Annotated in this window: 26 protein-coding genes and 4 tRNA genes; 21 read left to right on the top strand and 9 right to left on the bottom strand. The window is 68.3% G+C overall.

Annotated elements, in window-relative coordinates; genetic code table 11:
* Position 1 precedes the first annotated feature (1 nt).
* On the bottom strand, positions 2-616 hold the full coding sequence (locus tag AB0C12_RS24845; RefSeq protein WP_360551726.1) for a TetR/AcrR family transcriptional regulator: 615 nt from the start codon (positions 614-616) through the stop codon (positions 2-4).
* 78 nt (positions 617-694) lie between these two features.
* Between AB0C12_RS24845 and AB0C12_RS24850 the strand changes: the two genes are divergently transcribed.
* The 8 genes from AB0C12_RS24850 to AB0C12_RS24885 all read left to right on the top strand — a co-directional run bounded on the left by AB0C12_RS24850 (position 695) and on the right by AB0C12_RS24885 (position 6,605).
* A complete protein-coding gene (locus AB0C12_RS24850) occupies positions 695-1,432 on the top strand; it encodes an SDR family oxidoreductase (protein WP_360551728.1) in 738 nt (245 codons plus the stop codon).
* A gap of 32 nt (positions 1,433-1,464) precedes the next feature.
* The gene (locus AB0C12_RS24855) at positions 1,465-1,929 is read left to right on the top strand and encodes a DUF1707 domain-containing protein (protein WP_360551730.1); all 465 of its coding nucleotides are present in this window, start codon (positions 1,465-1,467) and stop codon (positions 1,927-1,929) included.
* A 73-nt stretch (positions 1,930-2,002) separates the two neighbouring features.
* Positions 2,003-2,593 (top strand): TetR family transcriptional regulator, encoded by a 591-nt coding sequence (locus tag AB0C12_RS24860; protein WP_360551732.1) that lies wholly within the window; start codon positions 2,003-2,005, stop codon positions 2,591-2,593.
* Positions 2,590-3,606, top strand: coding sequence for an LLM class flavin-dependent oxidoreductase (locus tag AB0C12_RS24865; RefSeq protein ID WP_360551734.1), 1,017 nt, complete (start codon positions 2,590-2,592; stop codon positions 3,604-3,606). The genes AB0C12_RS24860 and AB0C12_RS24865 overlap by 4 nt, the downstream gene beginning before the upstream one ends.
* Before the next feature lie 37 nt (positions 3,607-3,643).
* Positions 3,644-4,468 carry a GNAT family N-acetyltransferase gene (locus AB0C12_RS24870; RefSeq protein ID WP_360551736.1) on the top strand — a complete coding sequence of 275 codons (825 nt, stop codon included), beginning with the start codon at positions 3,644-3,646 and terminating at the stop codon, positions 4,466-4,468.
* Complete coding sequence (locus AB0C12_RS24875) at positions 4,465-5,127, top strand: MOSC domain-containing protein (protein ID WP_360551738.1); 663 nt, start codon at positions 4,465-4,467, stop codon at positions 5,125-5,127. The genes AB0C12_RS24870 and AB0C12_RS24875 overlap by 4 nt, the downstream gene beginning before the upstream one ends.
* On the top strand, positions 5,127-5,279 hold the full coding sequence (locus AB0C12_RS24880) for a hypothetical protein (protein ID WP_360551740.1): 153 nt from the start codon (positions 5,127-5,129) through the stop codon (positions 5,277-5,279). Before AB0C12_RS24875 ends, AB0C12_RS24880 begins: the two co-directional genes overlap by 1 nt.
* Positions 5,280-5,357: 78 nt before the next feature.
* Positions 5,358-6,605, top strand: coding sequence for a DUF6596 domain-containing protein (locus AB0C12_RS24885; protein WP_360551742.1), 1,248 nt, complete (start codon positions 5,358-5,360; stop codon positions 6,603-6,605).
* Here the strand turns inward: AB0C12_RS24885 and AB0C12_RS24890 are convergent.
* The 6 genes from AB0C12_RS24890 to AB0C12_RS24915 all read right to left on the bottom strand — a co-directional run bounded on the left by AB0C12_RS24890 (position 6,559) and on the right by AB0C12_RS24915 (position 10,042).
* On the bottom strand, positions 6,559-6,909 hold the full coding sequence (locus AB0C12_RS24890; protein WP_360551744.1) for a YciI family protein: 351 nt from the start codon (positions 6,907-6,909) through the stop codon (positions 6,559-6,561). The genes AB0C12_RS24885 and AB0C12_RS24890 overlap by 47 nt on opposite strands.
* 74 nt (positions 6,910-6,983) lie before the next feature.
* A complete protein-coding gene (locus tag AB0C12_RS24895; protein WP_360551746.1) occupies positions 6,984-7,577 on the bottom strand; it encodes an STAS domain-containing protein in 594 nt (197 codons plus the stop codon).
* Positions 7,570-8,367: an ATP-binding protein gene (locus AB0C12_RS24900; RefSeq protein WP_360551748.1), complete on the bottom strand. Its 798-nt coding sequence runs from the start codon at positions 8,365-8,367 to the stop codon at positions 7,570-7,572. Before AB0C12_RS24900 ends, AB0C12_RS24895 begins: the two co-directional genes overlap by 8 nt.
* Positions 8,368-8,910: 543 nt before the next feature.
* Complete coding sequence (locus AB0C12_RS24905; protein ID WP_360551750.1) at positions 8,911-9,468, bottom strand: hypothetical protein; 558 nt, start codon at positions 9,466-9,468, stop codon at positions 8,911-8,913.
* Between the two features lie 198 nt (positions 9,469-9,666).
* A tRNA-Tyr gene (locus AB0C12_RS24910) sits at positions 9,667-9,745 on the bottom strand.
* A gap of 105 nt (positions 9,746-9,850) precedes the next feature.
* Positions 9,851-10,042, bottom strand: a complete 192-nt coding sequence (locus tag AB0C12_RS24915) for a hypothetical protein (protein ID WP_360551752.1) — start codon at positions 10,040-10,042, stop codon at positions 9,851-9,853.
* Positions 10,043-10,486: 444 nt separating this feature from the next.
* Here AB0C12_RS24915 and AB0C12_RS24920 point away from each other — a divergent pair, with 444 nt between their 5' ends.
* The 5 genes from AB0C12_RS24920 (at position 10,487) to AB0C12_RS24940 (ending at position 15,958) form a co-directional block, all read left to right on the top strand.
* Positions 10,487-12,466 carry a hypothetical protein gene (locus AB0C12_RS24920; protein ID WP_360551754.1) on the top strand — a complete coding sequence of 660 codons (1,980 nt, stop codon included), beginning with the start codon at positions 10,487-10,489 and terminating at the stop codon, positions 12,464-12,466.
* Positions 12,463-12,849, top strand: a complete 387-nt coding sequence (locus AB0C12_RS24925; RefSeq protein WP_360551756.1) for a hypothetical protein — start codon at positions 12,463-12,465, stop codon at positions 12,847-12,849. The genes AB0C12_RS24920 and AB0C12_RS24925 overlap by 4 nt, the downstream gene beginning before the upstream one ends.
* 797 nt (positions 12,850-13,646) lie before the next feature.
* Entirely contained in the window at positions 13,647-14,609 is a 963-nt protein-coding gene (locus AB0C12_RS24930) for a hypothetical protein (protein WP_360551758.1), read from the top strand.
* 14 nt (positions 14,610-14,623) lie between these two features.
* On the top strand, positions 14,624-15,121 hold the full coding sequence (locus tag AB0C12_RS24935) for a hypothetical protein (RefSeq protein ID WP_360551760.1): 498 nt from the start codon (positions 14,624-14,626) through the stop codon (positions 15,119-15,121).
* Between the two features lie 318 nt (positions 15,122-15,439).
* The gene (locus AB0C12_RS24940) at positions 15,440-15,958 is read left to right on the top strand and encodes a hypothetical protein (RefSeq protein ID WP_360551762.1); all 519 of its coding nucleotides are present in this window, start codon (positions 15,440-15,442) and stop codon (positions 15,956-15,958) included.
* Between the two features lie 187 nt (positions 15,959-16,145).
* Here the strand turns inward: AB0C12_RS24940 and AB0C12_RS24945 are convergent.
* Positions 16,146-16,226: transfer RNA gene (locus AB0C12_RS24945), tRNA-Tyr, on the bottom strand.
* Positions 16,227-16,375: 149 nt separating this feature from the next.
* Between AB0C12_RS24945 and AB0C12_RS24950 the strand changes: the two genes are divergently transcribed.
* The 3 genes from AB0C12_RS24950 to AB0C12_RS24960 are packed head-to-tail and all read left to right on the top strand — an operon-like array spanning position 16,376 to position 18,033.
* Entirely contained in the window at positions 16,376-16,870 is a 495-nt protein-coding gene (locus AB0C12_RS24950) for a YajQ family cyclic di-GMP-binding protein (protein WP_360551764.1), read from the top strand.
* Between the two features lie 30 nt (positions 16,871-16,900).
* Complete coding sequence (locus tag AB0C12_RS24955; RefSeq protein ID WP_360551766.1) at positions 16,901-17,209, top strand: hypothetical protein; 309 nt, start codon at positions 16,901-16,903, stop codon at positions 17,207-17,209.
* An 8-nt stretch (positions 17,210-17,217) separates the two neighbouring features.
* Positions 17,218-18,033 (top strand): sulfurtransferase, encoded by an 816-nt coding sequence (locus AB0C12_RS24960; protein WP_360551768.1) that lies wholly within the window; start codon positions 17,218-17,220, stop codon positions 18,031-18,033.
* 55 nt (positions 18,034-18,088) lie between these two features.
* Here the strand turns inward: AB0C12_RS24960 and AB0C12_RS24965 are convergent, their stop codons facing one another.
* Positions 18,089-18,484 (bottom strand): hypothetical protein, encoded by a 396-nt coding sequence (locus tag AB0C12_RS24965; protein ID WP_360551770.1) that lies wholly within the window; start codon positions 18,482-18,484, stop codon positions 18,089-18,091.
* Positions 18,485-18,743: 259 nt separating this feature from the next.
* Between AB0C12_RS24965 and AB0C12_RS24970 the strand changes: the two genes are divergently transcribed.
* The 5 genes from AB0C12_RS24970 (at position 18,744) to rpmG (ending at position 22,107) form a co-directional block, all read left to right on the top strand.
* Positions 18,744-18,902 (top strand): hypothetical protein, encoded by a 159-nt coding sequence (locus AB0C12_RS24970; protein ID WP_360551772.1) that lies wholly within the window; start codon positions 18,744-18,746, stop codon positions 18,900-18,902.
* Positions 18,903-18,970: 68 nt separating this feature from the next.
* On the top strand, positions 18,971-21,499 hold the full coding sequence (locus AB0C12_RS24975; RefSeq protein WP_360551774.1) for an EAL domain-containing protein: 2,529 nt from the start codon (positions 18,971-18,973) through the stop codon (positions 21,497-21,499).
* 102 nt (positions 21,500-21,601) lie between these two features.
* Positions 21,602-21,677, top strand: a tRNA-Thr gene (locus AB0C12_RS24980).
* A gap of 61 nt (positions 21,678-21,738) precedes the next feature.
* Positions 21,739-21,811: transfer RNA gene (locus AB0C12_RS24985), tRNA-Met, on the top strand.
* 128 nt (positions 21,812-21,939) lie between these two features.
* Entirely contained in the window at positions 21,940-22,107 is a 168-nt protein-coding gene (gene rpmG, locus AB0C12_RS24990; protein WP_015618978.1) for a 50S ribosomal protein L33, read from the top strand.
* Positions 22,108-22,187 lie beyond the last annotated feature (80 nt).

The following is a 22,187-nucleotide window of genomic DNA, read 5'->3' on the forward strand; positions in this document are numbered from 1 at the left end:
GTCAGTGCTCCGCGCCGGGTTGAGGGAACGCCCGCAGGGCCAGGTCGGTCGACTGCTCCAGCTGCTCCCGGCTGATGCCGGCGGCGGCGTGCACCGCCTGGCCCTCCGCCACGATCATCACGAAGCGGGCCAGCCCGGCCGGGTCCGTGCCGGCAGGCAGGTCACGCTCGTCCCTCGCGCGGGCGAAGCGGGCGGCCAGTGCGGCCTCCCCGGCGAGCCGGCTGTGCGCCAGGAACGCGGAGATGCCGGCGTTGTCGGCCCCGCAGGCCGTGCCGCCCTGGATCGACAGGCAGCCGGGTGGGGTGTCCTCCCGGGTGAGGGCGCGGACGTTGTCACCCAGCAGTGCCGCCGCCACCTCGTACGCGGTCGGCTGATCAAGGGCGTTGCGGGCGTACGCCATGTCCTGCTCCGCGTAGAGCTGGACGGCCTGCTTGAACAGCTCTTCCTTGCTGCCGAAGGCCGCGTACAGGCTGGGCTTGTTGATGCCCATCGCCGCGGTCAGCTCGGTCAGTGAGGCGCCCTCGTAGCCGTACTTCCAGAAGACCTCCTTGGCGCGCTCCAAGGCGACCGCGGTGTCGAACCCGCGGGGCCGCCCGCGCTCCGGTGCAGTGCTCATCACATTACTGTACCGCTCGGTACGGAACGGTGTAGCGTGCTTTCTGTACCGAGCGGTACGTTAATCGGAGGGAACATCATGGGACAGCTCGACGGCAAGACGGCCCTGGTCACCGGCGGCACCAGCGGCATCGGCCTGGCCACCGCGAAGCGCTTCGTCGCGGAGGGGGCGCGGGTCGTGATCACCGGCCGCCGCAAGCGGGAGCTCGACGACGCCGTGGCCCAGCTCGGGCCGAACGCGACCGGCGTGCAGGGCGACGCGAGCCACCCCGACGACCTGGACCGCCTCTTCGCCGGGATCACCGCGCTGGACGTGGTCTTCGCCAACGCCGGTGGCGGCGAGTTCGCCACCCTGGAGCAGACGACGCCGGAGCACCTGGCCGGCTCGTTCGACCGCAACGTCCGGGGCACGATCTTCACCGTGCAGAAGGCGCTGCCCCTGCTCAAGGATGGCTCGTCGATCATCCTGACCGGGTCCACCTCGGCTGCCGGGGGCTCGCCGGCCTTCGGTGCGTACGCCGCGGGCAAGGCCGCCATCCGTTCCTTCGGCCGCACCTGGGCCGCGGAGCTGGCCGGCCGCGGCATCCGGGTCAACACGCTGACGCCGGGCCCGACCGACACCCCTGGGCTCAGCGGGCTCGCGGCCGACGCCACCCAGGTCGCTGCCCTGCACGAGCAGCTCACGGAGGACGTGCCGATGGGCCGGATGGGTCACCCGGACGAGATCGCGAACGCCGCGCTCTTCCTCGCCTCGTCGCAGAGCAGCTTCATGACCGGCAGTGAGGTCTTTGTGGACGGCGGCCAGGTTCAGGTCTAGAGCAGGGCGTGCCGCTCCACTAACCTGCTGTCATGGCCAAGGACGTCGTGCCGCACCGTGATGCCGAGACGTTGCGGGCGGCCGACGCCGACCGTCACAAGATCGCTGACCAGCTGAAGACGGCTCTCGACGAGGGCCGTCTCTCGCTGAACGAGTACGACGACCGGGTGCGCCAGGCCTACGCCGCCCGTACCTACGCCGAGCTGCTGATCATCGTCGCCGATCTGCCCCGGCCGGGGGTGAGCGCGGCCGAGGTGAGCGCCCGCAAGGCCGCCGAGGTGCGCCGCGCGGAACGCAAGCTGCCGATGGCGCTGCTCGTGCTGTGGACGATCTGGGGCGCGGTCACCGCCGTCAACCTGATGGTCTGGTTCCTGGTCGCGGTCACCGTCGACGGGTACGTCTACCCGTGGCCGATCTGGCTGCTGGTGCCCGGAGCGGCCCTGGGCGCCTCCACGGTCGGCGTGCAGGCGATCCGGCGGCAGCAGCGCCGACGCTGACCCCGGCGGGTGTGGCGCAGTTCATGCACCGAGTGCAAGTTGCACCCAGTGCACCCGGCGTACGGTCGGGGTTGTGGTGGTTTCCAGTCCCGTCCGCGAGCGTAAGAAACGCGAGACCTGGCGTCTCGTGCACGCGGCCGCGCTGCGGCTGATGACCGAGCGCGGCTTCGACGCCGTGTCGGTCGACGACATCGTGGCCGCCGCCGGCATCTCCCGGCGCACGTTCTTCAACTACTTCGCGGGCAAGGAGTCGGTCGTCTTCGACCCCGACCCCGACGACCCCGCCCTCTGGGCCACGCTGCTGGCCGAGCGCCCGGCCGGCGAGCCGCTCTGGTCGTCGTTGCGCGAGGTCCTGATCGGCTACACCACGGCCGCGGCCGACCGGATGCTGCTGCAGCGCCGGGTCCGGCTCGCCTCGCCCGAGCTGGCCGGCTGCTCCCGGGAGCTGGCCGACCAGTTCTGGGTCGCGGTCCGGGAGTGGGCCGCCGGCCACGCCGACCTGGACGGCCTGCGGCTCGACCTGACCATCAATGCCGCCCGTACGGTGCTGAACACCTCCTGCCCGCACTGGGACGCCGACACCGGCATCACCGGGCTGCACGAGCTGCTCCGCGCCGGTTTCGCCTTCGTCACGCCATCTCTTCCGGAACGGATCACCTCATGAGTCGCGTACCCCTGTCCGTGCTCGATCTCGCCACCGTCCGCGAGGGTCACGACAGCACCGACGCCCTGCGCGGGACCACCGAGATCGCCCAGGCCGCCGACGACCTCGGCTACTCGCGGTTCTGGGTCGCCGAGCACCACAACATGCCGGCCGTCGCGTCCACCTCACCGCCGGTGCTGATCGCCCACCTCGCGGCGAACACCCGGCGCATCAAGGTCGGCTCCGGCGGCGTCATGCTGCCCAACCACATGCCCTTCGTGGTGGCCGAGCAGTTCGCGCTGCTGGAGGCCCTGCACCCGAACCGCATCGACCTCGGCATCGGCCGCGCGCCCGGCACCGACCAGGCCACGGCGGCCGCGCTGCGCGGGGTGTCGCCGCACCTGACCGTCGAGCAGTTCCCCGACCACCTGGGCATGGTGCTCGCGCTGCTCGGCGACGACCGGGTCGCCCCCGAGCGGATCGAACGGCTGCGGGCGACACCGGCCCCGGCGACCTACCCGGAGGTCTGGATGCTCGGCTCGTCGACGTACGGCGCCCAGGTGGCGGCGGCGCTCGGACTGCCGTTCTGTTACGCGTACCACTTCGCCATGAGCTCCGACGTGGACACCGCCGCCCGGCTCTACATCGACGGTTTCCAGCCGTCGCCGCGTTTCCCCGAGCCGCACCTGATGGTCAGCGCCTCGGTGATCGCCGCCGAGACGCACGAGGAGGCGCAGTTCCTGGCCGGCCCCAGCCGGATCATGGCGCTGAGCCTGCGCACCGGCCGGCTCGGCCCGATCGTCTCGCCCGAGCAGGCCGCCACCCGCGAGCTGTCCGACCTCGATCGCCAGCTGCTCGACCAGCTCCCCGGCACCCAGTACGCGGGCACCGCCGAGGAAGTGGTGCAGGCGCTGGACGAGCTGGTCGAACGGACCGCGGCCAAGGAACTCATCCTGGCCGGCACGGTCTACGACCCGGCCACGCGGCGGGACTCGCTGGCCCGGATCGCGAAGGCGTGGGGCCTGCCGAATTAGGGATGCGCCGGGCTCCGGCGGGGCCGAGGATGACGGCATGGCCTGGCACATCACCAACAACGTGGACGAGTTCCTGAGCGGGGCGGGGGAGTTCCTGCGCGCTCGCCCGGTGGAGAACACCGTGCTGCTGACGATCACCGGAACGCTGCGGGAACGCGGGCCGCACGCCTTCGGCGACGGCGCGGCGGTGTTCGGCTGGTGTGGCGACGGGGCGTTCTTGCGTACGCCGCCGCGCGGTGCTCTGCTCTCCGAGATGCCTCCGGCGGCCGCCGCCGAGCTGGCCGTCAGCCTTGCCGGGACGGACCTGCCGGGCATCGCCGGACCGGAGAAGGTGGTGGAGGCGTTCGCCGCCGAATGGCAGCGCCTCACCGGTGTCACCCCGCGGGTCACCGGCCGGCAGCGGTTGTACCGGCTCGCCGACCTGACTCCGCCCGACCCGCCGGCTCCCGGCGCCGGCCGGGTCGCCGAGGCCCGCGACCGCGACCTCCTGATCGACTGGATGATCGCGTTCCAGGAGGACCTCGGCGAGGATGCGGACCCCTCGGCCGAGCTCGTCGACGACAAGCTCTCGCACGGTGGTCTGCTGCTCTGGGAGGTCGACGGCCGCCCGGTCTCGATGGCCGGAATCACCAGGCCGGCCGCCGGCATGGTGCGGGTGCAGGCGGTCTACACGCCCCCCGAGCACCGCGCCCAGGGCTACGCGGGTGCCGCTACGGTGGCAGTCACCCGGGCTGCGCTGGCCGCCGGGGCCACCGACGTGGTCCTCTTCACGGACCTGGGCAACCCGACCAGCAACGCCCTCTACCAACGCCTCGGCTACACCCCGATCGAGGACCGCCGCACCGTGGAGTTCCCCGCATGAGCAGAGCCACCGTCCTGCAGGTCAACCTGGCTGTCCCGGAGCAGAGCGATGCCAAGAACGTCGGCATGACGGGCATCAACAAGCAGCCGGTCGACCACCCGGTCCCGGTGCGTGCCCCTGGTCCGAAACGGACCGGCCTGCACAGCGGCCTGGTCGGCGACCAGATCTTCGACACCCACAACCACGGCGGCGACGACCAGGCGGTCTACGCGTACGCCCGGGAGGACTACGACTGGTGGGAGCAGCAGCTCGGCCGCAGCCTGCCGGGCGGCATCTTCGGCGAGAATCTGACCACCGAAGGACTCGACGTCAACGGCGCGGTCCTCGGCGAGACCTGGGCCATCGGCGCGGAACTGGTGCTACAGACGACGTTCGGGCGCATCCCGTGCGCGACGTTCCAGTGGAAGATGGGCGAGCCTCGCTGGGTGAAGCGGTTCGCGGCGGAACGCCGGCCGGGCGCGTACCTGCGGGTGGTGCGGCCGGGCGACGTCCGGGCCGGTGACGAGGTACGGATCGTGGACCGTCCCGCGCACGGCGTGACGATCGGCGACAGCTATCACGCGTGGATGCACGACTCGGGCCGGCTCCGGGATTATCTGGAGCTCGACGACCTGCCCGCGGAACTGCGGGCGGACATCCGCCGCAAGCTCAAGCTCTGATGTCGCCGGCCCAGGTGGTCGGCGTGGTCGTGGCCCACGTGGCGGTGATCGCGCTGGTGGCTGTGCTGGTGGCGCTCGTCCGCCGCCGGCCGCGGCGCGACGATGACGCCCCGCCGGGCGAAGGTCGACGGCTCGGCAACCGACCGGACTGAAGCTCGGCCGGCGGACCAGGTCCAGCTCGGCGGGCCGGGTCGCTCGGCAGACTGGCCAGGACTCGGCAGACTGGCCGGGTGGGTGACGCGCGGACTGTGCTGGACGAGGTCTGGCGGGCGGACGCGGCCGGGATGCTCGGCGTGCTGGCCCGCCGGCTCGGCGACCTCGACCGGGCCGAGGAGGCCCTGCAGGACGCGGTCGCCGAGGCCCTGAACCGCTGGCCCGGCGACGGCGTACCGGAAAATCCGGCCGGCTGGCTGGTGACCACCGCCTGGCGCAAGGCCGTCGACCGGCTCCGCCGCGAGGCCACCGGCCGCGACAAGCTCGCCGCGCTGGCGAGCACCCCGCCGCCGGAACCGACGGGCGACGACCGGCTCGCCCTGATCTTCGCCTGCTGCCACCCGGCGCTCGCCGAGCCGGCCCAGCTCGCGCTGACCCTGAACGCGGTGGCCGGCCTGCCGGCGGAGACGGTCGCCGCGGCGTTCCTGCTGCCGGCCACGACCATGGCGCAACGCCTGACCCGGGCGAAACGCCGGCTGCGGGACAGCGGCGTCCGGTTCGAGCCACCCCCGCCCCAGGAGTACGCCGCCCGGCTGCCGGCCGTGCTCGCCGTCGTCTATCTGATCTACAACGAGGGCTACCTGGCCTCGTCCCGCGACGCTCACGAACGCCGCGACCTGGCCCGCGAAGGCCTGGACCTGGCCCGGCAGCTGAGCGTTCTGATGCCCGCCGAGCCGGAGGTGGCCGGCCTCGCCGCGCTGCTCGAACTCCACGAGGCCCGTTCCGGCACCCGCTTCGACGCCGAGGAGCGGTTGGTGCTGCTCGAGCACCAGGACCGGTCCCGCTGGGACCAAACCTTGATCCACACCGCGGTACGGCGGCTGGCCCGTGCGGCCGGTCACGATCGCCCCGGCCCGTACCAGTTGGAAGCGGCCATCGCCGCCCAGCATGCGGCGGCCCCGTCCTACGCGCGCACCGACTGGGTCGCGCTCCGCCGGCTCTACGACCACCTGCGGATCATGCGTCCGTCGCCGGTGGTCCTGCTGGGCCGGGCGGTCGCCACGAGCTATGTCGACGGTCCGGCGGCCGCGCTGGCCGAGGTGGACGACCTGGCGGACCGGCTCGCGGGCTACCGCCTCTGGCACGCGACCCGGGCCGACCTGCTGAGCCGGCTGGGCCGCGAACCGGAGGCGATCGAGGCGACCCGCCGAGCCCTGGCCCTGGCCACGAACCCGGCCGAACGGGAACTGCTGGCGCGCCGCCTCGACGCCCTGGTGACTACTCCACGATCGGGCGGACCTCGATCCGATCACCCGCCGCGGTGATCCCGGGCCAGGTGGCGGCCACGGCCACCGCGTCGTCGATGTCGTCGGCGACCAGGTGGATGAACCCGCCGACGACCTCCTTCAGCTCCAGGAACGGTCCGTCGGTGACGGTCGGCTGCCCGTCAGCACCGGGACCGACAGTCTTGGCGGTGCTGGAGGGCTGCAGCTCAGCGCCGCCCCGAACAACCTTGCCGGCGTCGTGCCACTTCTGCCACCAGGCGTTGACCTCATCGAGCAGCCCGGAAGCGGCGGCCGCCCCGAACCAGTGCGACTCGTCCCCGGTGATGATCATGACGTACCGCATGACAGTGCTCCTCTCGGTAGGCGTACACCGTGATGACGAACGTCGTGACCGGCACCTCGACAGCAGCGGCGAACTCAGTCGTCGCGTTCCCGCCGTTCCAGGTCCATCTCACGCTGATCGGCGAGGTCTTCCCGGATGTCCTCCCACTGCTGATGGTCGGCGACCCGCTGCTGCCGTTCGTCCAGCATCTTCTCGCGTTCGTCCGCGAGGCGGTCCCGATCGTCGGCGCGGCCGCTGCGTTCCCGCATACGACGTGCGTACGCGTCGGGCTCGGTGTGCCGACTGACCCAGGTCAGTGCCGACCCGGCCGGACCCCGGGAAGAAGGATGGTTCTCCAGCAGCAACTCTGCGGCGCCGGTGGTCTCCAGGAGCCAGCGGACGTAGTGCCGCGGGTTCCGGATGACCACCAGGATGCCGTCACCGGCGGCGCGCTGGTGCACGCGCAGCAGCGTGCGGAGTCCGCCCAGGTCGAGGAACTCGACCTGGGCCAGGTCGATGTCGATGCGACGGACCGGGTGCTGCATGACGAGGTCCACGAGATCCAGCACGGTGGGGCCGGTCAGCCGGTCGAGATCGCCGGACAGCACGACGGTGACCCGATCGTCGCCGTGGCTCACCCGGAAGCGCAGGGGATCAGCACCCGCGGCGGGGCCGGCCCGGTCATTCATCGATCGCCCAGCCGTCGATGGCGAGGGTGGCCCACACCAGTTTGCCGCTGTGCCAGGGCAGCGCACCCCAGGCCGTGGCGGCGGCGTCGACCAGCCACAGACCGGCGCCATGCTTGTCACGCAGCTGGTCGGGATGCCACGGTTCGGCCTCGGCGACCACGGGGAGCCCGGAATGCCGGTCGTACACGCCCAGGTGGAGCACGTCCCCGCGGACCGAGAGGGCGACATCCAGATCGGTCCGGGCGTGGTCGACGGCGTTGCTGATCAGCTCGGACGCGATCAGCCGGGCGGTCGGGGCGAGCGCCGGCAGGCCGAAACTGATGCAGAGATCGTGGACTGTCCGGCCACCCAGGAAGACGGCGACCCGATCCGGTGGTAGCGGCAACCGATGCTGATGCGGCCACTGCAGATAGCCGGCGCCGGCAGCTCGTGCCGCGGCCACCGTCTCGGCCGTCGTCACGGCGGCTCCGGTGGAACTGGCCTGCAGTCGCTCGGCCACCCGAGGCGGGCTGGAACACACGATGAGCCCGATGGGAGCGCGCCGCTGGGCGGCGAACCGGGTGAGCGTCTGCCAGGTCATGGCGGACTCGCCCTGGTCGTCGGACAGCTCCGACAGATCCACGACGATCACCCGAGGCGTCTCAGCCACACACGCGCGGAGCACGCGCGACATCAAGGTCCGCAGCTGGTTGCCCCAGGGTCCGCGGACCACCACGGTGGTCACGCATTCGTCCCGGTCATTGAGGCAGCTGACCTGGTCCGTGTTGCGTACGAGATTTGACGTGTCCATGGTCTGTCTTCTGGGCCGATGCGTCTCACACCAGACTATTCCCGGCGCGCGGCCTGGCCATCCCCGGATAGGTGCGGATTCCTCTCGACCGCGTGCCATCCTGCGCACACCGAGCTGACGAACGGCATGGCCCGAACCTCGACACCCCCTAGGCTGCCGCCATGCAGATCATCAAGGGCGCAGGGGTGTGGACGTCGCCTTCTGGGGCCGTCAACGACTGGGTGGAACACCTGGCTGTGCCGGACCTGTCGGTGGGGACGTACTGCATCCCGGCCGGGGGAGTCGACGACCAGAGCCCGCACACCGAGGACGAGATCTACGTGGTCACCGCCGGCCGGGCCACCATCGTCACCCCCCGACGGCCGGGCCGAGGTGAGCCCGGGCGCGGTTATCTTCGTACCGGCGGGCGAGGAGCACCGCTTCGTGGACGTGACCGAAGACCTGGCCCTGCTGGTGATCTTCGGCCCGGCGTACGGTTCGCGCGCCGCCTGAACGGCTCCCCGTGGCGGTAGCGGGATGACCGCCATGATCGGCAGGGCGGCTCTAGACGATGTTCCCGACGGTCTGAAGCACGACTCCAATGATCAGCATGAGCCAGCCCAGCACCTGCGCGCGGAGACCGCCCACTGCGATCTGTCGCACGCGACTCTCCGCCTCCGCTCGCAACTTCTCGACGACGGCCGTCAGCTCTCTCTGCCGCGCATCAGCAGCCGCAGTGGCACGAGCAAGACCCGCCGCAAGTTCATCTGTGCGCTGCAGTAGTCCGTCCACGCGGGTCTGAACCATCTGGGCGAAACCGGCCGGGTCGTCGGCGATCGAGGGAAGCCGGGCGTACGTCATGGTGGCGGTCGCCGTATCGCTGAAGTGGACGCTGCCAGAGAGGTCAATCGCTGTGGCGCGATCCGGTAGACCCGTTCGGAACAGCCGAGTGAGCCAGGTGGTCAGCCGGTCCAAAGTCGGAGTGACCGAGGGCAGAAAGCGCTGTTGCTCGCCGCTGAAATCCCGCCACGTACGCCGAAAGCCGAGAGCGGCCACCCACAGCCCGCCGACCTCGGCCAGCCCGCCGCCCAGGTTGAGAAAAACAGCCGGTGTGAAATCCACGTCGCCCCCCGAGGATGCAACGACCGGGCAGCCTCGCCGGCACGCCGAGCGGACCGGTGGGCTTGGCATTGGGGTGTCTCAGAAGGCGCGTCCGGGGCCTTGGTGCGGGCTGCTGGTGCTTCGGCGGGTCTGCTCGGCTTGAACGAGAACGGCCCCGGAGCGCGTTTCCGCAGCTTCCGGGGCCGTTCACCTTGCCTGTGGCGGGTAGAGGATTCGAACCTCTGTAGCTTTCGCGACGGATTTACAGTCCGTGTTGCGCACCCCCCGTTGAACTGCCGAAACGCGGTAGCGACACGCATCTGGGGGAGGTATGGGGGAAATTCGAACTCAGGGGAGCTGAAACAGAAGGGATCGCTGCCCTCTGTTTCAGCTCCGGTGTCGGTCAGGCGGCGGTCAGGATCTCGTCCAGCTCCTTGCGCATCCGGCGCTTGCCGGTCTTGACTATCCGGTCAGCCGCGGCCTTGTTCGCCCTGCGGGTGGCGCCCGCCTTGGCGGCGGAGCGCTTCGCGGCTTGCTCGCGGGCGTCCTCGACCTCGCGGCTCCCGATCCGGCAAGGGAGGACCGGGCCGGGCACGTTCGACTGACAAGGCGGAGAGCTAGCCTCGGCGGTCGTGGATCCCGAGCGCGGGACAGTGTGTCGTGCGGATGTCCCCGGCGTTTTTCCTGCTCAACCCACCTCGGGGACAGCGGGGACAGGAGGGACAGTGGATACGCGGTAGATCGCTATCGGGAGTCGCCGGCAGCGACTTGTCGCAGTCGGGTGTTACTGTCGGAAGCGACTGACCTAGTCGAGTCCGCCGAACGAGCGGGGTCGTCGGGGTCTGGGGTAGGCGCGAGGTCTCCGGACCGTCTCGCCGCACGCCAGGTCTTGATCCCGTCCACCGCCGGTGGTCTTCGAGTTAGCTCGGTCGCCAGATCGGACCCACGCCACGCGTTGGAAGGGCCACTGGGACACGAGTCCGCGGGACTACGCCCCTACGTCTGGGCGTCCGTTGTTCCCACTCTTCTAAGGACTCGTATGTCTACGTCAACGACCCCGTTCGTGCTCAACAAGCAGCCGATCGACTTCCCTAACCTCGCCAACGGCACAGCGGTGAAGAACGCCGCCAAGCGCTTCGAATCCGCCTGGAGCCTGCCGCCCGAGGCTGCCTTCGCCCTGGCCGCAGCGCTGGTCGACCCCGCCAGTGAGCGGACAGCCATCGACCCCAAGGACGTCGTCGGCCACCTGCGGGCGATCCAGACGCCCGATGGCAACTTCCTGCTGGCGCTCAGCACTCGGGTGTGGCCGGCGCTCGTGTCCGGCGACGGCGGCAACGGCCGGAGCCGGTACGTGATCCAGACCAGCGCTGGCAACGGTGTGCGCCCGCGTCCGTGGCCGATCGGTCGGCACCACAAGCCGGCCATCATCGACTACCACCCGACGAGCTTCGACGACATGACCGCGGCCGTGAAGCTCAGCGCCGAGGAGATCCGCTCGCAGGACCTCATGACGCAGATCGCTCGTAACCCCCGTGGCGTCTGGAACCCGCCCGTCGTCGTACTGGCGCGCGCCTACATCAAGCTGCCCGGTGGGGGCGTCAAGGAGTTCTGGTTCCTGCACACCATCGACGGCAGCACCCGCGTCGAGGCGTGCCACGAGTTGATCGACGTCTCGCCCACAGCGCCGATCCAGCACAGCGAAGCGCCGCTGGACTTCCTGCGTACCACCCATGCGCGTCTGATCGACAAGTTCAACACCATCCCCACCTCGCCGCGGAGCCTGGCTGCGGCCCGCGCCGCGACGATGCCCGCCCTGATCGTCGTCGGCGTGGTCGAGGCCGACGGCGTCACGCCCATCTCCAGCGGCTTCCCGGTCGTGGTCAACGACTATGTCGAGAGCGTGCACGTCCAGCCGCGGCCCTTCAGCGAGGCCGCACAGAGCAACGTGATCGGTGAGCGGTTCGTCCTCACCCTGGAGAAGGAGGGATGGCTGAACGAGGACGAGTCGCGGGCCATCCTCGGCCGCGAGCCCGACGTGGGCGGGAAGCCCTCGATGCGGGCAGCGACGCTCGTGGAAGCCGTCACCGCGGGGGCGAACGATGCCCTGGTCCGCGACTTCGTCATCACCGAGGATGGGGCCAGGCTCACGAAAGTGAAGCGCGCCAGGCTGATCGGCCCGCTGGTCGTCCGGCAGTTCGAGGACCCGGCCGCCACCGCCGAACGCGCCCTCATGCGGGCCTTCACCCCGGACCGGCTGCTCTGGGAATGGGAGCTGACCGGTGTCGACAGCGATACCCTGCGCGAACAGTGCCTCAACGATCTGGACAACGGTCAGGCGGAAGTGTCCAACAGGATCGCCGAACTCATGGCTCGGGGCGGGCCGGCCCTGTGCGCCGCCGGACTGCTGCTGAGCGACCAGGAGTCCACCGTGCGGGGCATCAAGGAGCTTCGCGGCGGCGTCGACAAGGTCGTCGAAGCCCTCGCCAAGACGGCCGGCGGTATCAACGTCCTCGCCGACGCCGTAGCGTGGGCCGACGGCGAGATGCTGGAGCGGCCGCGTCAGTTCGACATCGAGGGCACCCCTAAGAAGGACGGCAACGGCGACCAGTTGCACTACTCCACGCCCTGGTGGGAAGGCAACATGCGCGTGCGTGCCCTCGCGTTCATCGCCGACGGCGAGCTTCCCAAGCCGACCGACAAGAACGACACCCCGGACGACGACACGCCGAAGTCGCCGGAGGAGGACTACCGCTACAAGGAACAGCGGCTGATCGAGAACCTGATCGCGGCGAGGCAGCGGCTCCTGGACATGGCCGCCGCCGTGGACGACCAGCAGCGCAAGCTGATGCCCCGGCTCCGCCTGAGCAAGAAGGACATCTACACCAAACTCCCCCCACTGCTCACCCAGCTCTACGCCAAGTACGGCCCCGAAGACGTGCTCGACGCCCTCGGCGAGGAGGACGACCTGCCCGACGTCGGCGCACCCACCGTGCAGGACGACACCGAGGACGACGAGTGACGATGCGCCTCACGGCGAGCCTCTATCGGGATCTGTGCTCCCTCGCTGAGGACGCGCTGGACCACCCGAATCCTTTGGTCCAGCCGGTCGGCTCGCACTGTGCCTGGCCGGTCGCGGTGTACTTGCTCGGTCACCGTCATCCGGTCTCGTCCAAGCTGCTCATCGACTACGTCGGCAGCGCCGTCCGTCTCAGCACTGACGTGGCGGCTCGCACTCGGGAGCACCTGCGCAACGAGGCGAAGCGACTGCGCCTCACCTGCCAGGTGATCATCCCGCTGCGGGTAGATACCGCGCTGCCGGAGGTCCGCCGGCTCGAAGGCTCCGTCGCGCGAGCGCTCGACGTGCCGCATTGGTGCAAGCGTGTACCTGGCGGAAAGCGCTAAGGGGACCAAGGCGACGAAAGTGAATCGCTGATCGCGGCTGGTCGTACGCCCTAACGCCGGGGACCGTCTTCCTTGCAGATGTCCCCGGCGTTTCCCGGTTCAATCGGGTCTGCGAGAACACTGGGGACACGGGGGCAGGCGCATCTGCTAGGTCTCTCATAGAGGTCACCACGATGTCCGACGAGCTGAAGGCGTTGACCTGGCCTTGCATTATTTGGGAGGGTCGAAGATCAAATACAATAGATACGCTGGGTCTGTGGTATCTACCATTCCGTGAATCTCGTAGGAGTGGACGTTAGGGCGCCCCGGCTCTTCCCCGATGTCTTTGAACGTGCAAATGGGTAGATCTGCATCGGATCCCTTGTGGCCGGGCGGCTTCGCTCGGAGCCATATCCTCGGCGGAAATTCGTCTCGTCCAAAACCTTGGCCGATCCGTCTGGGTTGGTTAGCAGCACGTATTTCCAGGCTTCAAGATGATCTTCTGCCCTGGCAAATAGGTGCACGTTGTCCGGCCAGTCCTGTGGGTTCCTAGACGGCTCGGGCGGCGTCGTGGTCATGCTTCCTACTGATACAGGCCCGAGGTTGCAGCCTCGGCCAAACACCCACGGCTACGCCCGCTCGCGTCAATGATTCGGGGGAGACTTGGGGACAGGAGGGTGGTAACGGAAATAAATGGGACATTCTGGTGCCAGCCTTGAGCGCAAGGCATCAGTCAGGTACTTGACGCTTTGCGGCATGCGCCGCGTTCAGTTCTTGATCATCGTGACAGTGCAGGTTCGATATGCCAATGTGGATGCGTGAGTACACCGGCCAGGTCGACGAGACCGACAGCAGATCGAAAGATCTACTTTTACCGTGTCGATGCGGGTGCAGACGAGTCGCTGAAGCCGCGCTCAATTGATTTTCGTCCCGTCCTGCAGTACGTAGACGGATTGCCTTTTGAGCAAGGCGGTGGCCGGTATTTCATGCAATCTGACGGAAGCCTCCTGTGTGCCTGGATTGGCGCTCTCGGGTCGGTCTTCCGGGTTCAGTTCGGAACAATCAGGCGCAACGCCCTTCCTCAGTCCGAGGCTTACGGGAAGCTCAAGGACTTGGCTCTTGCGGAAGAGGAGGGCCTATGCGAGGTGTGTCACATTTGCATATTTCCCGAAGGCGTGGTGGGAATGGAGTACAACTTCTACGGCCCACGTGCCTCTCGATTCCCGGCATATCTAGAGCGAATTGCACCGGGACGTGTTCCGGAATTTACGCTCGAATCCATTCTGCGTCATGATATGCTAGAAAAGCTCAGGAGCAAAACTGGTGTTCGAGCGATGGAACTCAAGGTGAGGCGTTCCTACATCGAGACCGTAAAAGAGTTGGATCAGCGCACCGGGAATGCTTTGGAGGCTTTGGCTGAAGGCAATGATGCCGAAACAATTGGTGTCATGTTAGGGCCGGAGCCGTACCAGCGCGTGAACCTCGCTGATCGTACTTTGCAGTTCATTCGCGACATGGTGCGTCGTGATGATCTTCGTGACAACGTCTCCCAGTTTAAAGCGTCTGTTGTCGAAGAGGGCAGCACTAAAGTGGACGAGATCAACCTGCTTCAAGACCAGTTGATCAGCTCGCGGAAGATCCTGCGTCTCGGCGAGCGAACTCGCGTACTTGACTCAGAAGACGCATTTCGGAACATTGAGGACGCGTACGTAGAGCTGCGCCAAGATCTTTTGTCAGCCCCCACTGCTAGCGTCGAGAGGGCTCCACCCGAGCGGACGTGAAGGCAGGGGCGACAATGAGGGCGGCGACCACGACCTGGAAGCGCGACATATCTCTATGGGTTGAATTCATCATGATGACCATGGTGGCTATACCGCTTGCTCAGTGGGCGCCTGTCAATAAGGCTATACATGAGTACCTCGCTGGACGCCGAGGCGACGTCTACCCGGCGATCGTTGGTCTCGAGGGTACGATCTTGGGATTCGTGATGGCTTCGCTAACTATTGTGATTGGCTATGCCAGCGCGCCGCGGTTTGAGATTCTGCGAGGTACTCGCCACTGGGCTGCGATCTTTCGATCGTATACCATCGCCTCAAAATGGACAGCCGTAGCTCTCATCTATGGGCTGGTGGCGTTGTTTGCAGATACCGACGATGCCCCGAACTCGCCACTTGCCCTGATGCTGATGTTAAGTGCTTTACTGGCAGCCGTTCGCCTGGCGCGCGTTCTCTATATAACTGAAAAAGTGGTCAAGGTGGTTGTAAATGCCCACCCGCGCCGACCGGGAGAGTGAGCGACGCCCGTTGCTAATTTGCTGCTGATGCGGCCGGCTTGAAGCCTAGGGCAGTGAAAGCGTCGTCACCGAATTCCTGAGACTGAACGGACCATCCTGGCTGGTCCGTTTCCTCTCGTGGGCGTTCCTGACCTTGGTGCCTTAAGGCGAAGGCTTACTACCGCGCAAGCCACGATCGCGCAGCGGCCAGGCGTCCGCGGCGGCAACAGCACCAAACGGATCCGGCTACGAGTGAGGGTTCCTGGCTACAGCCCTACCGACGCCCACCAGCTAGCAGTAGACCTGGCGGCGCCGAGCGAGGCGGACACAACGCCAGACATGCAGGACCGGGATCAAGCGGCAGAAGAGAAGCTGTTGGCTGCATTGCGTTCGGCGGCCGAGATCGTGGCCGCCGAGAAAGCCAACGTCACTGAGACCGAGTACGAACGTAGGGCGGGCACAGTGAAGGTCCGCCGTGCGGAGACCATTCTCGTCGGGCTCTACAGGCAGACACTCGCAGACAAGGGCGAGCATCGGTTGCGATCGGCGGTCGGCCACACTGACCTCTACCTTGGCGAGGACGGCACCAACATCGAAGCGAAGCGCGGGGCCGACCACCGCTACGTACGGGAAGCGCTCGGCCAGTTGCTCGACTACGCGGTGAACGTGACGGTTCCCGTCACCAACCTTGCCGCCCTGCTGCCAGCCCGTCCGAGTGATCCCGACATCGCGCTTCTGCACAACCACGGAGTCGACTGCATCTACTGGGACGGTGGCCTCGTCTTCCATACCGAACATGCACCCGCCCATGCACGCGCGGCCATGCAGCCGCTGTGGGCCGTCGTGCTACAGCGGTGAGCCTGCGCTGCTGGCCTCAAGGGACCGAACGGGGTCAGTAGCAGCGCATGATCAAGTCCGGGATTTTCGGGGGACGTATGGGGGACAGATCGCGAGATTCAACGGGACTGACTGAGACCCAGTGAGACACACGAAAGAGGCCCCCGACCGGCATCTCTGCTGGTCAGGGGCCTCTTTTGCTTGCCTGTGGCGGGTAGAGGATTCGAACCTCTGTAGCTTTCGCGACGGATTTACAGTCCGCTCCCATTGGCCGCTCGGGCAACCCGCCTGGGCATGCCGCCGCGGTCCCCCGCAGCGACGAAGAACAGGATAGCCATACCGACGGCGGGATTCACAACCGGGTACGGTCGGCATGTCGGGGGCCCGTCGCGGCCTTCCGCGGACATCGATACGTGGCCCACCAGCAGGAGTCTGATCATGGCAGCCAGCCCGTCGTTCGACATCGTCAGCAAGGTCGACGGCCAGGAGGTCGACAACGCCTTCCACCAGGCGGAGAAGGAGCTCGGGACCCGGTTCGACTTCCGGGGGACCGGCACCGTCATCGCCAAGTCGGGGGAGAACGGCGTCACCATCACCTCCGAGACCGAGGAGCGGGCCGTTGCCGCGCTCGACGTCTACAAGGAGAAGCTGGTCAAGCGGAACATCTCCTTGAAGTCTCTCGAGGCCGGCGACCCGCGGCAGTCCGGGAAGACGTACAAGATCGATTGCCAGGTCATCGAGGGGATCGAGGCCGACAAGGCCAAGGCGATCAGCAAGAAGATCCGGGACGAGGGTCCCAAGGGCGTGCAGGCGCAGATCCAGGGCGACCAGCTCCGGGTCACCGGCAAGAAGCGGGACGACCTGCAGGCCGTCATCGCCCTGCTCAAGGCCGAGGACTTCGGCGTCGCGCTGCAGTTCACGAACTACCGGTAAGCGCGCCGGCGGCGGCGCAGACTGAGGGCCATGAACCTTGGTACGGCGACGCTGCTGGTCGGTGGTGTGATCGGGCTCGTCCTGGCCCTGTTCGGGGTCAGGATGCTGGTCACCGGCCACGCCCCGGCCAGCACGGCGCGAAACTTCCCCGGCGTGCGCGCCGCCGCCCTGTACCACTTGCTCTTCGGCCTGGCCCTGCTCTTGATGGTGCTGGGGCAGGCCCTGTTCACTGGCTCCGCGAGACTCGCCGCGACTGTGCTGGCCGTCGCCCTGGTCGCCGTCGCGCTGGTGCGTTTCCGGCCACGCAGGCGCAGGTCCGCGGAAGACGTAAGTAAGTAGGAGTCAACGTGATCGATCCGGTCGTCGACCAGGCGTGGGTGCGGGAGCAGGGCGGCCGGGTGGTCCTCGCCGACGTCCGCTGGTATCTGGACGGCCGGTCGGGGCGCGCCGCGTACGACTCCGGGCATCTGCCGGGTGCGGTCTTCGTTGATCTGGATCGCTGGCTGGCCCGGCCCGGCTCGCCGGCCGACGGCCGGCATCCGCTGCCGGATCCCGAGGTCTTCGCGGCGGGCATGGCCGCGGCGGGCATCGGCGACGACGACACGGTGATCGGGTACGACGACGCGGGCGGTGTCATCGCGGCTCGACTGGTCTGGATGCTGCGCGCCACCGGGCACGAGGCTGCGCTGCTCGACGGCGGGCTCGCCGCGTACCGGGGGGAACTGGTCCGTGATGAGCCGGACCGGCCGCCGGCGGTCTTCACGCCGCGGCCCTGGCCCACCGACCGCCTGGCCGGCATCGACGACGCGACCGGCAGTTCCTCCGTGGTCCTCGACGCGCGCGACGCGGCGCGGTTCCGGGGTGACACCGAGCCGGTCGATCCGCGGCCGGGTCACATCCCGGGCGCGCGGAATCTGCCGTGCCGGGAGAATCTCGGCGGCGACGGCCGCTTCCTGCCCGTCGCCGAGCTCCGCGAGCGGTTCGCCGCCGTGGGGGTGGGGGAGGGCGCGGACGTTGTCTCCTACTGCGGTTCAGGCGTGACCGCTTGCCACAACCTGCTCGCCCTGGAGCACGCCGGCCTCGGAGTGGGGCGGCTCTATCCGGGTTCCTGGTCGCAGTACAGCGCCACCGACCGCCCAGCCGCGACCGGCGACCGCGCCTGACCCGCCGCCGGCAGGCGGCGACCGTGCTCAGCCGGCCGGCTGGACCCGGGCGTTCTCAGTCGGGGGGACCGGCCAGCCCGCGGGCGTTGGAGGCCTCGTCCGGGTCGAGTCCCTCGAACCCGGTCAGCTCATGCTGCCGCGCCTGCTCCTCGATCCACCGGTTGTGCGCCTCCCACGCGGCCTGCTTGCTCGTGCCGAGCGCCGCCCCGATCTGATTCCACGACGCCCCGCTGCCCCGCGCGGATCGCACCATCGCCTGCCGTCCATAGCCGGCTTTGCGGATGACCACCTCACTGAGGGCCAGCAACTCCAGCGCTTCCTCGCGGGACAGCGGCGGGTTGTCGGCGTCCGCCGTCATCGCCGCGAGGGCATCCCGCATCCTCAGCTCGTCGTAACGCGTTGTGGCGGTGGAGAGCGTGTGCTGTTGCTCCAGTTCGTCGGGAGTAGTCATGAATCGGAGTCTTCCGTCAGGTTTCCCTGACGTCAAGCTGGCCTGACAAACCGAAGCGAATTGCGCTCACTTCTCGCGATAAATCGGGCCCAAAGGCCTCAATTTTGTGTGCCCTAACTTCATGAACACCTCAGCCGTTCAGTCAAGATTTCGGGATGTGCGGTTCCGACCCGCCGTTCGGCGGTGTCTGACGTACTCAGCGTGTGGCACCATCATGGAACCCCCACCCCGACTGACACCTTCAGCACAGGAGCCATAGATGTTCACAAAGAAGCTCGGCCGCTTCACCGCCGGCTTGTTCGTGGCGCTCGGTCTGTCATTCGGTGGGTTGCTCGCAACGAATGCCGTGGGCAGCAACGCCACCGTCGCCGCGCCCATCTCCGTGATCGAGGCCCAGTTCGACTTCGAGTGGCACTGATCGAGGCCGGACCACGGCCGCTTCACTCGACACCACGTCTGGAGCACACCGACCGGTAGGGGCGTTGGATGGCAGGGCGTCAGTCCCCACCGCGGCGATCAGCTGAGTACGTCTGGTTGATCACCGGGACTCTGTCCATCATCACGATCGTCTTCAGCGTCGTGCTCGCTCTGCGCCACGACGACTGGTCCGACTACTGGCTGCTGGCCGTGCTCGGCCTGCCGTTCTTCGTGCTGCTGGGCATGGGCTCGCGGTACATCCAGATCCGCCGGCACGGCGTCGCGCTGGGCCTGATCGAGATTCCGATCGTCATCGGGTTCTTCTTCGCGCCCGCCGTGCTGGTGGTGGCGGTCACCGTGACCGCCATGCTCATCAAGGAGCTACGCCTGCGGGCGGGCGTCGACAAGCTGGCCTTCAACGTCGCCCGCGCCGGCGCGGGTGTCGCGACCGGCGGCATCGTGCTCGAGGTCCTGCCGGACATCCACGGCACCGGCCCGGGCACCTGGCTGGTGCTCGGCGTCGCGGCCACGGTCACCACGCTGGTGACGCTGCTGGCCATGGTCGCTCTGATGGCAACCCTGCAAGGTGTCCAGGCCGGCCTGGAGATGCTGCGCGTCGCGTGGCCGGGCCTGCTCGCCGCCGAGGTCTGCATCGTCATCGGGCTCGTCTTCATCGTCGCGCTCGACGCCACCTGGTGGTCCGCGTTCCTGCTCTTCGTGCTGGCCGGAGTGCTCAGCCTGGCCTACCGGTCCTACTCGGACTTCCTGCGCCAGCACCACACCCTCGCCGAGCTCTACGAGCTGGCCAACGCGGTGGTCGAGTCCAGCCAGGGGGTCAGCCTCATCGACTCGCTGCTGGTGCGGGCCCGGGCGTTGATGCAGGCCGAGTACGCGACCTTCCGTCTTCCTGAGTCCGGGCGCCATCCCGAGGTCCTGCTGACCTCCAAGGTGGAGGCGCAGGGACTGCTCGACCTCAGCCGCACGCCGCCGGAGCTGACCCGGCGGGCCACCACCGAGCGGCGCAGTGTCGCGGTGGGGTCTCGGCTGGACACCGACCAGGACCTGCTGCCGGCGCTGCAGGAGGCCGGCCTGAAGGACTGCATCGTCGTGCCGCTGCGGTCCGGGCAGGCGGTGATCGGCACCCTCGAGGTGATCAACCGGCTCGGCGATCTCAAACACTTCACCACCACGGACGTACGCGTCGTCGAGACGATCGCCGCGCACGCCGCCGCCGCGGTCGAGAATTCGCGCCTCGTCGAACGGCTGCGCTACGACGCGTACCACGACCGGTTGACGTCGCTGCCCAACCGCCGGCGGATCACCGACGCGCTCACCGAGTCCGTCAAGATCCGTACCCCCGGTGAGGTGGTGGCGGTCATCCTCTTCGACGTCGACGGGCTGCGTGACGTCAACGAGTCGATGGGGCACGACGCCGGCGACAAGCTGCTCACCGAGGTCGCCGTACGGCTGCGCAAGATCGCCGGCGCGGGTGCGCTCGTCGGGCGGATCGGCGGTGACGAGTTCGTGGTCACCCTGCGGGCGGAGAGCACCGAGGAGACCGTACGGCTGGCCACCGAGATGCGGGAGCAGCTCCGCGGCCCGATGGCCGTCGGCACGCTCACGCTCGACGTGGACACCGCTGCGGGCGTGGCCGTGCAGCCGGACCACGGCGACGACCCCGACGCCCTGCTGCGCCGCGCCGAGCTGGCCGCCAACGCGGCCAAGGCGCTGCCGTACGGCGTTCAGCTCTTCCACCCCGCGCTGGAGTCCCGGGCCGTGCGCCGCCTGGGCCTGGCCGCCGATCTGCGCCGGGCCCTGGACTCCGGCGAGCTCGAGGTGCATTTCCAGCCGAAGGTCACCATCCAGGACCGGCACCTGATCGGGGTCGAGTGCCTGGCGCGCTGGCAGCACCCGGCCCACGGGGAGGTGTCCCCGGAGGACTTCGTCGCGGTCGCCGAGCACACCGGTCAGCTGCACCGCCTGACCGAGGTGGTGCTCACCGCGGGCCTGCGGCACTGCCGGGAGTGGGCCGACGCCGGCCGGCCGCTCTCCATCGCGGTGAACCTGTCCGCGCGCACCCTGCTGGACCCACGCTTCCCCGACCAGGTGCACGAGCTGCTCAAGCAATACAGAGTGCCGCCGCAGCAGGTGACCTTCGAGATCTCCGAGCCCAGCATGCTCGGCGAGATCGAACGGGCCCTGCCGACCCTGTACCGGCTGCGCGACCTCGGTGTCCGGCTCTCGGTCGACGACTTCGGCACGGGCGCCTCCTCGCTGTCGTACCTGCGGCAGCTGCCGGTGCACGAGGTGAAGATCGACGACAGCTTCGTGCAGGGGATGGCGACCGACTCCGGGGATCTGGCGATCGTCCGGGCGGTGGTCGGGCTGTCCCGCGAGTTCGGGCTCACCGTGGTCGCCGAGGGCGTGGAGAGCGAGCTCACCTTCGACCTGCTGGCCGAGATGGGCTGTGAGATCGGGCAGGGCTACTTCTTCAGCCGGCCGCTGCCGGTGGAGCGGCTGAACACCTGGCTCAGCGCCCAGACCGAGCCGGAGGAGACACCGACCGGCGAGGTGCGCCGCTTGCGGGCCGTCGGATGACAGGCCGCTGACCAGCGATTTCGCCACACCGGGGAGGCGATTTCACCTGGGCTGGCCAGCCGTGTAAGCTTCTGTCTGCGCATCACGCGAGAGATCGCGCGCGCCCCCTTAGCTCAGTCGGCAGAGCGTCTCCATGGTAAGGAGAAGGTCTACGGTTCGATTCCGTAAGGGGGCTCCAACCGGGTTCGTCCTTCGCCCTCGCCAAGATCGGTGAGGGCGTTCGATCGTGAGCCTGGCGCGGCGGTGTAGCTCAGATGGCAGAGCAAGCGGCTCATAATCGCTGTGTCGCCGGTTCAAGTCCGGCCACCGCTACTCATCCGGGACCCGTCCCGGATGCCGTACGAACCCGGGCATCCGTCCGCCGGTTTTGCATGTCCGCGTGACTAGCGTCTACGCTGGTATGTCGTATGTGAATCCCGTTAGCAGGAAGGCACCCCGCCGTGGCCAAGGCGACCGACGTCCGTCCCAAGATCACCTTGGCGTGTACGGAGTGCAAGGAGCGCAACTACATCACCCGTAAGAACCGCCGCAACGACCCGGACCGCATCGAGCTGAAGAAGTTCTGCCCCCGGGACGGCCGGCACACCCTGCACCGCGAGACCCGCTGATCTTCCGTACGACGGCGTGGCGGTGACCCTCCGGGGTCGCCGCCACTTCTGTTTACCCGGGCGGTGACGGGCAGGTAGTT

This window comes from Actinoplanes sp. NPDC048967, assembly GCF_040649415.1.
Taxonomy (GTDB): Bacteria; Actinomycetota; Actinomycetes; order Mycobacteriales; family Micromonosporaceae; genus Actinoplanes.

Coding starts and splice junctions, on each gene's coding strand:
- AB0C12_RS24845 (WP_360551726.1), bottom strand. CDS start 616: ATGAGCACTGCACCGGAGCGCGGGCGGCCCCGCGGGTTCGACACCGCG.
- AB0C12_RS24850 (WP_360551728.1), top strand. CDS start 695: ATGGGACAGCTCGACGGCAAGACGGCCCTGGTCACCGGCGGCACCAGC.
- AB0C12_RS24855 (WP_360551730.1), top strand. CDS start 1,465: ATGGCCAAGGACGTCGTGCCGCACCGTGATGCCGAGACGTTGCGGGCG.
- AB0C12_RS24865 (WP_360551734.1), top strand. CDS start 2,590: ATGAGTCGCGTACCCCTGTCCGTGCTCGATCTCGCCACCGTCCGCGAG.
- AB0C12_RS24870 (WP_360551736.1), top strand. CDS start 3,644: ATGGCCTGGCACATCACCAACAACGTGGACGAGTTCCTGAGCGGGGCG.
- AB0C12_RS24875 (WP_360551738.1), top strand. CDS start 4,465: ATGAGCAGAGCCACCGTCCTGCAGGTCAACCTGGCTGTCCCGGAGCAG.
- AB0C12_RS24880 (WP_360551740.1), top strand. CDS start 5,127: ATGTCGCCGGCCCAGGTGGTCGGCGTGGTCGTGGCCCACGTGGCGGTG.
- AB0C12_RS24890 (WP_360551744.1), bottom strand. CDS start 6,909: ATGCGGTACGTCATGATCATCACCGGGGACGAGTCGCACTGGTTCGGG.
- AB0C12_RS24895 (WP_360551746.1), bottom strand. CDS start 7,577: ATGAATGACCGGGCCGGCCCCGCCGCGGGTGCTGATCCCCTGCGCTTC.
- AB0C12_RS24900 (WP_360551748.1), bottom strand. CDS start 8,367: ATGGACACGTCAAATCTCGTACGCAACACGGACCAGGTCAGCTGCCTC.
- AB0C12_RS24920 (WP_360551754.1), top strand. CDS start 10,487: ATGTCTACGTCAACGACCCCGTTCGTGCTCAACAAGCAGCCGATCGAC.
- AB0C12_RS24935 (WP_360551760.1), top strand. CDS start 14,624: ATGAGGGCGGCGACCACGACCTGGAAGCGCGACATATCTCTATGGGTT.
- AB0C12_RS24940 (WP_360551762.1), top strand. CDS start 15,440: ATGCAGGACCGGGATCAAGCGGCAGAAGAGAAGCTGTTGGCTGCATTG.
- AB0C12_RS24950 (WP_360551764.1), top strand. CDS start 16,376: ATGGCAGCCAGCCCGTCGTTCGACATCGTCAGCAAGGTCGACGGCCAG.
- AB0C12_RS24955 (WP_360551766.1), top strand. CDS start 16,901: ATGAACCTTGGTACGGCGACGCTGCTGGTCGGTGGTGTGATCGGGCTC.
- AB0C12_RS24965 (WP_360551770.1), bottom strand. CDS start 18,484: ATGACTACTCCCGACGAACTGGAGCAACAGCACACGCTCTCCACCGCC.
- AB0C12_RS24970 (WP_360551772.1), top strand. CDS start 18,744: ATGTTCACAAAGAAGCTCGGCCGCTTCACCGCCGGCTTGTTCGTGGCG.
- AB0C12_RS24975 (WP_360551774.1), top strand. CDS start 18,971: ATGGCAGGGCGTCAGTCCCCACCGCGGCGATCAGCTGAGTACGTCTGG.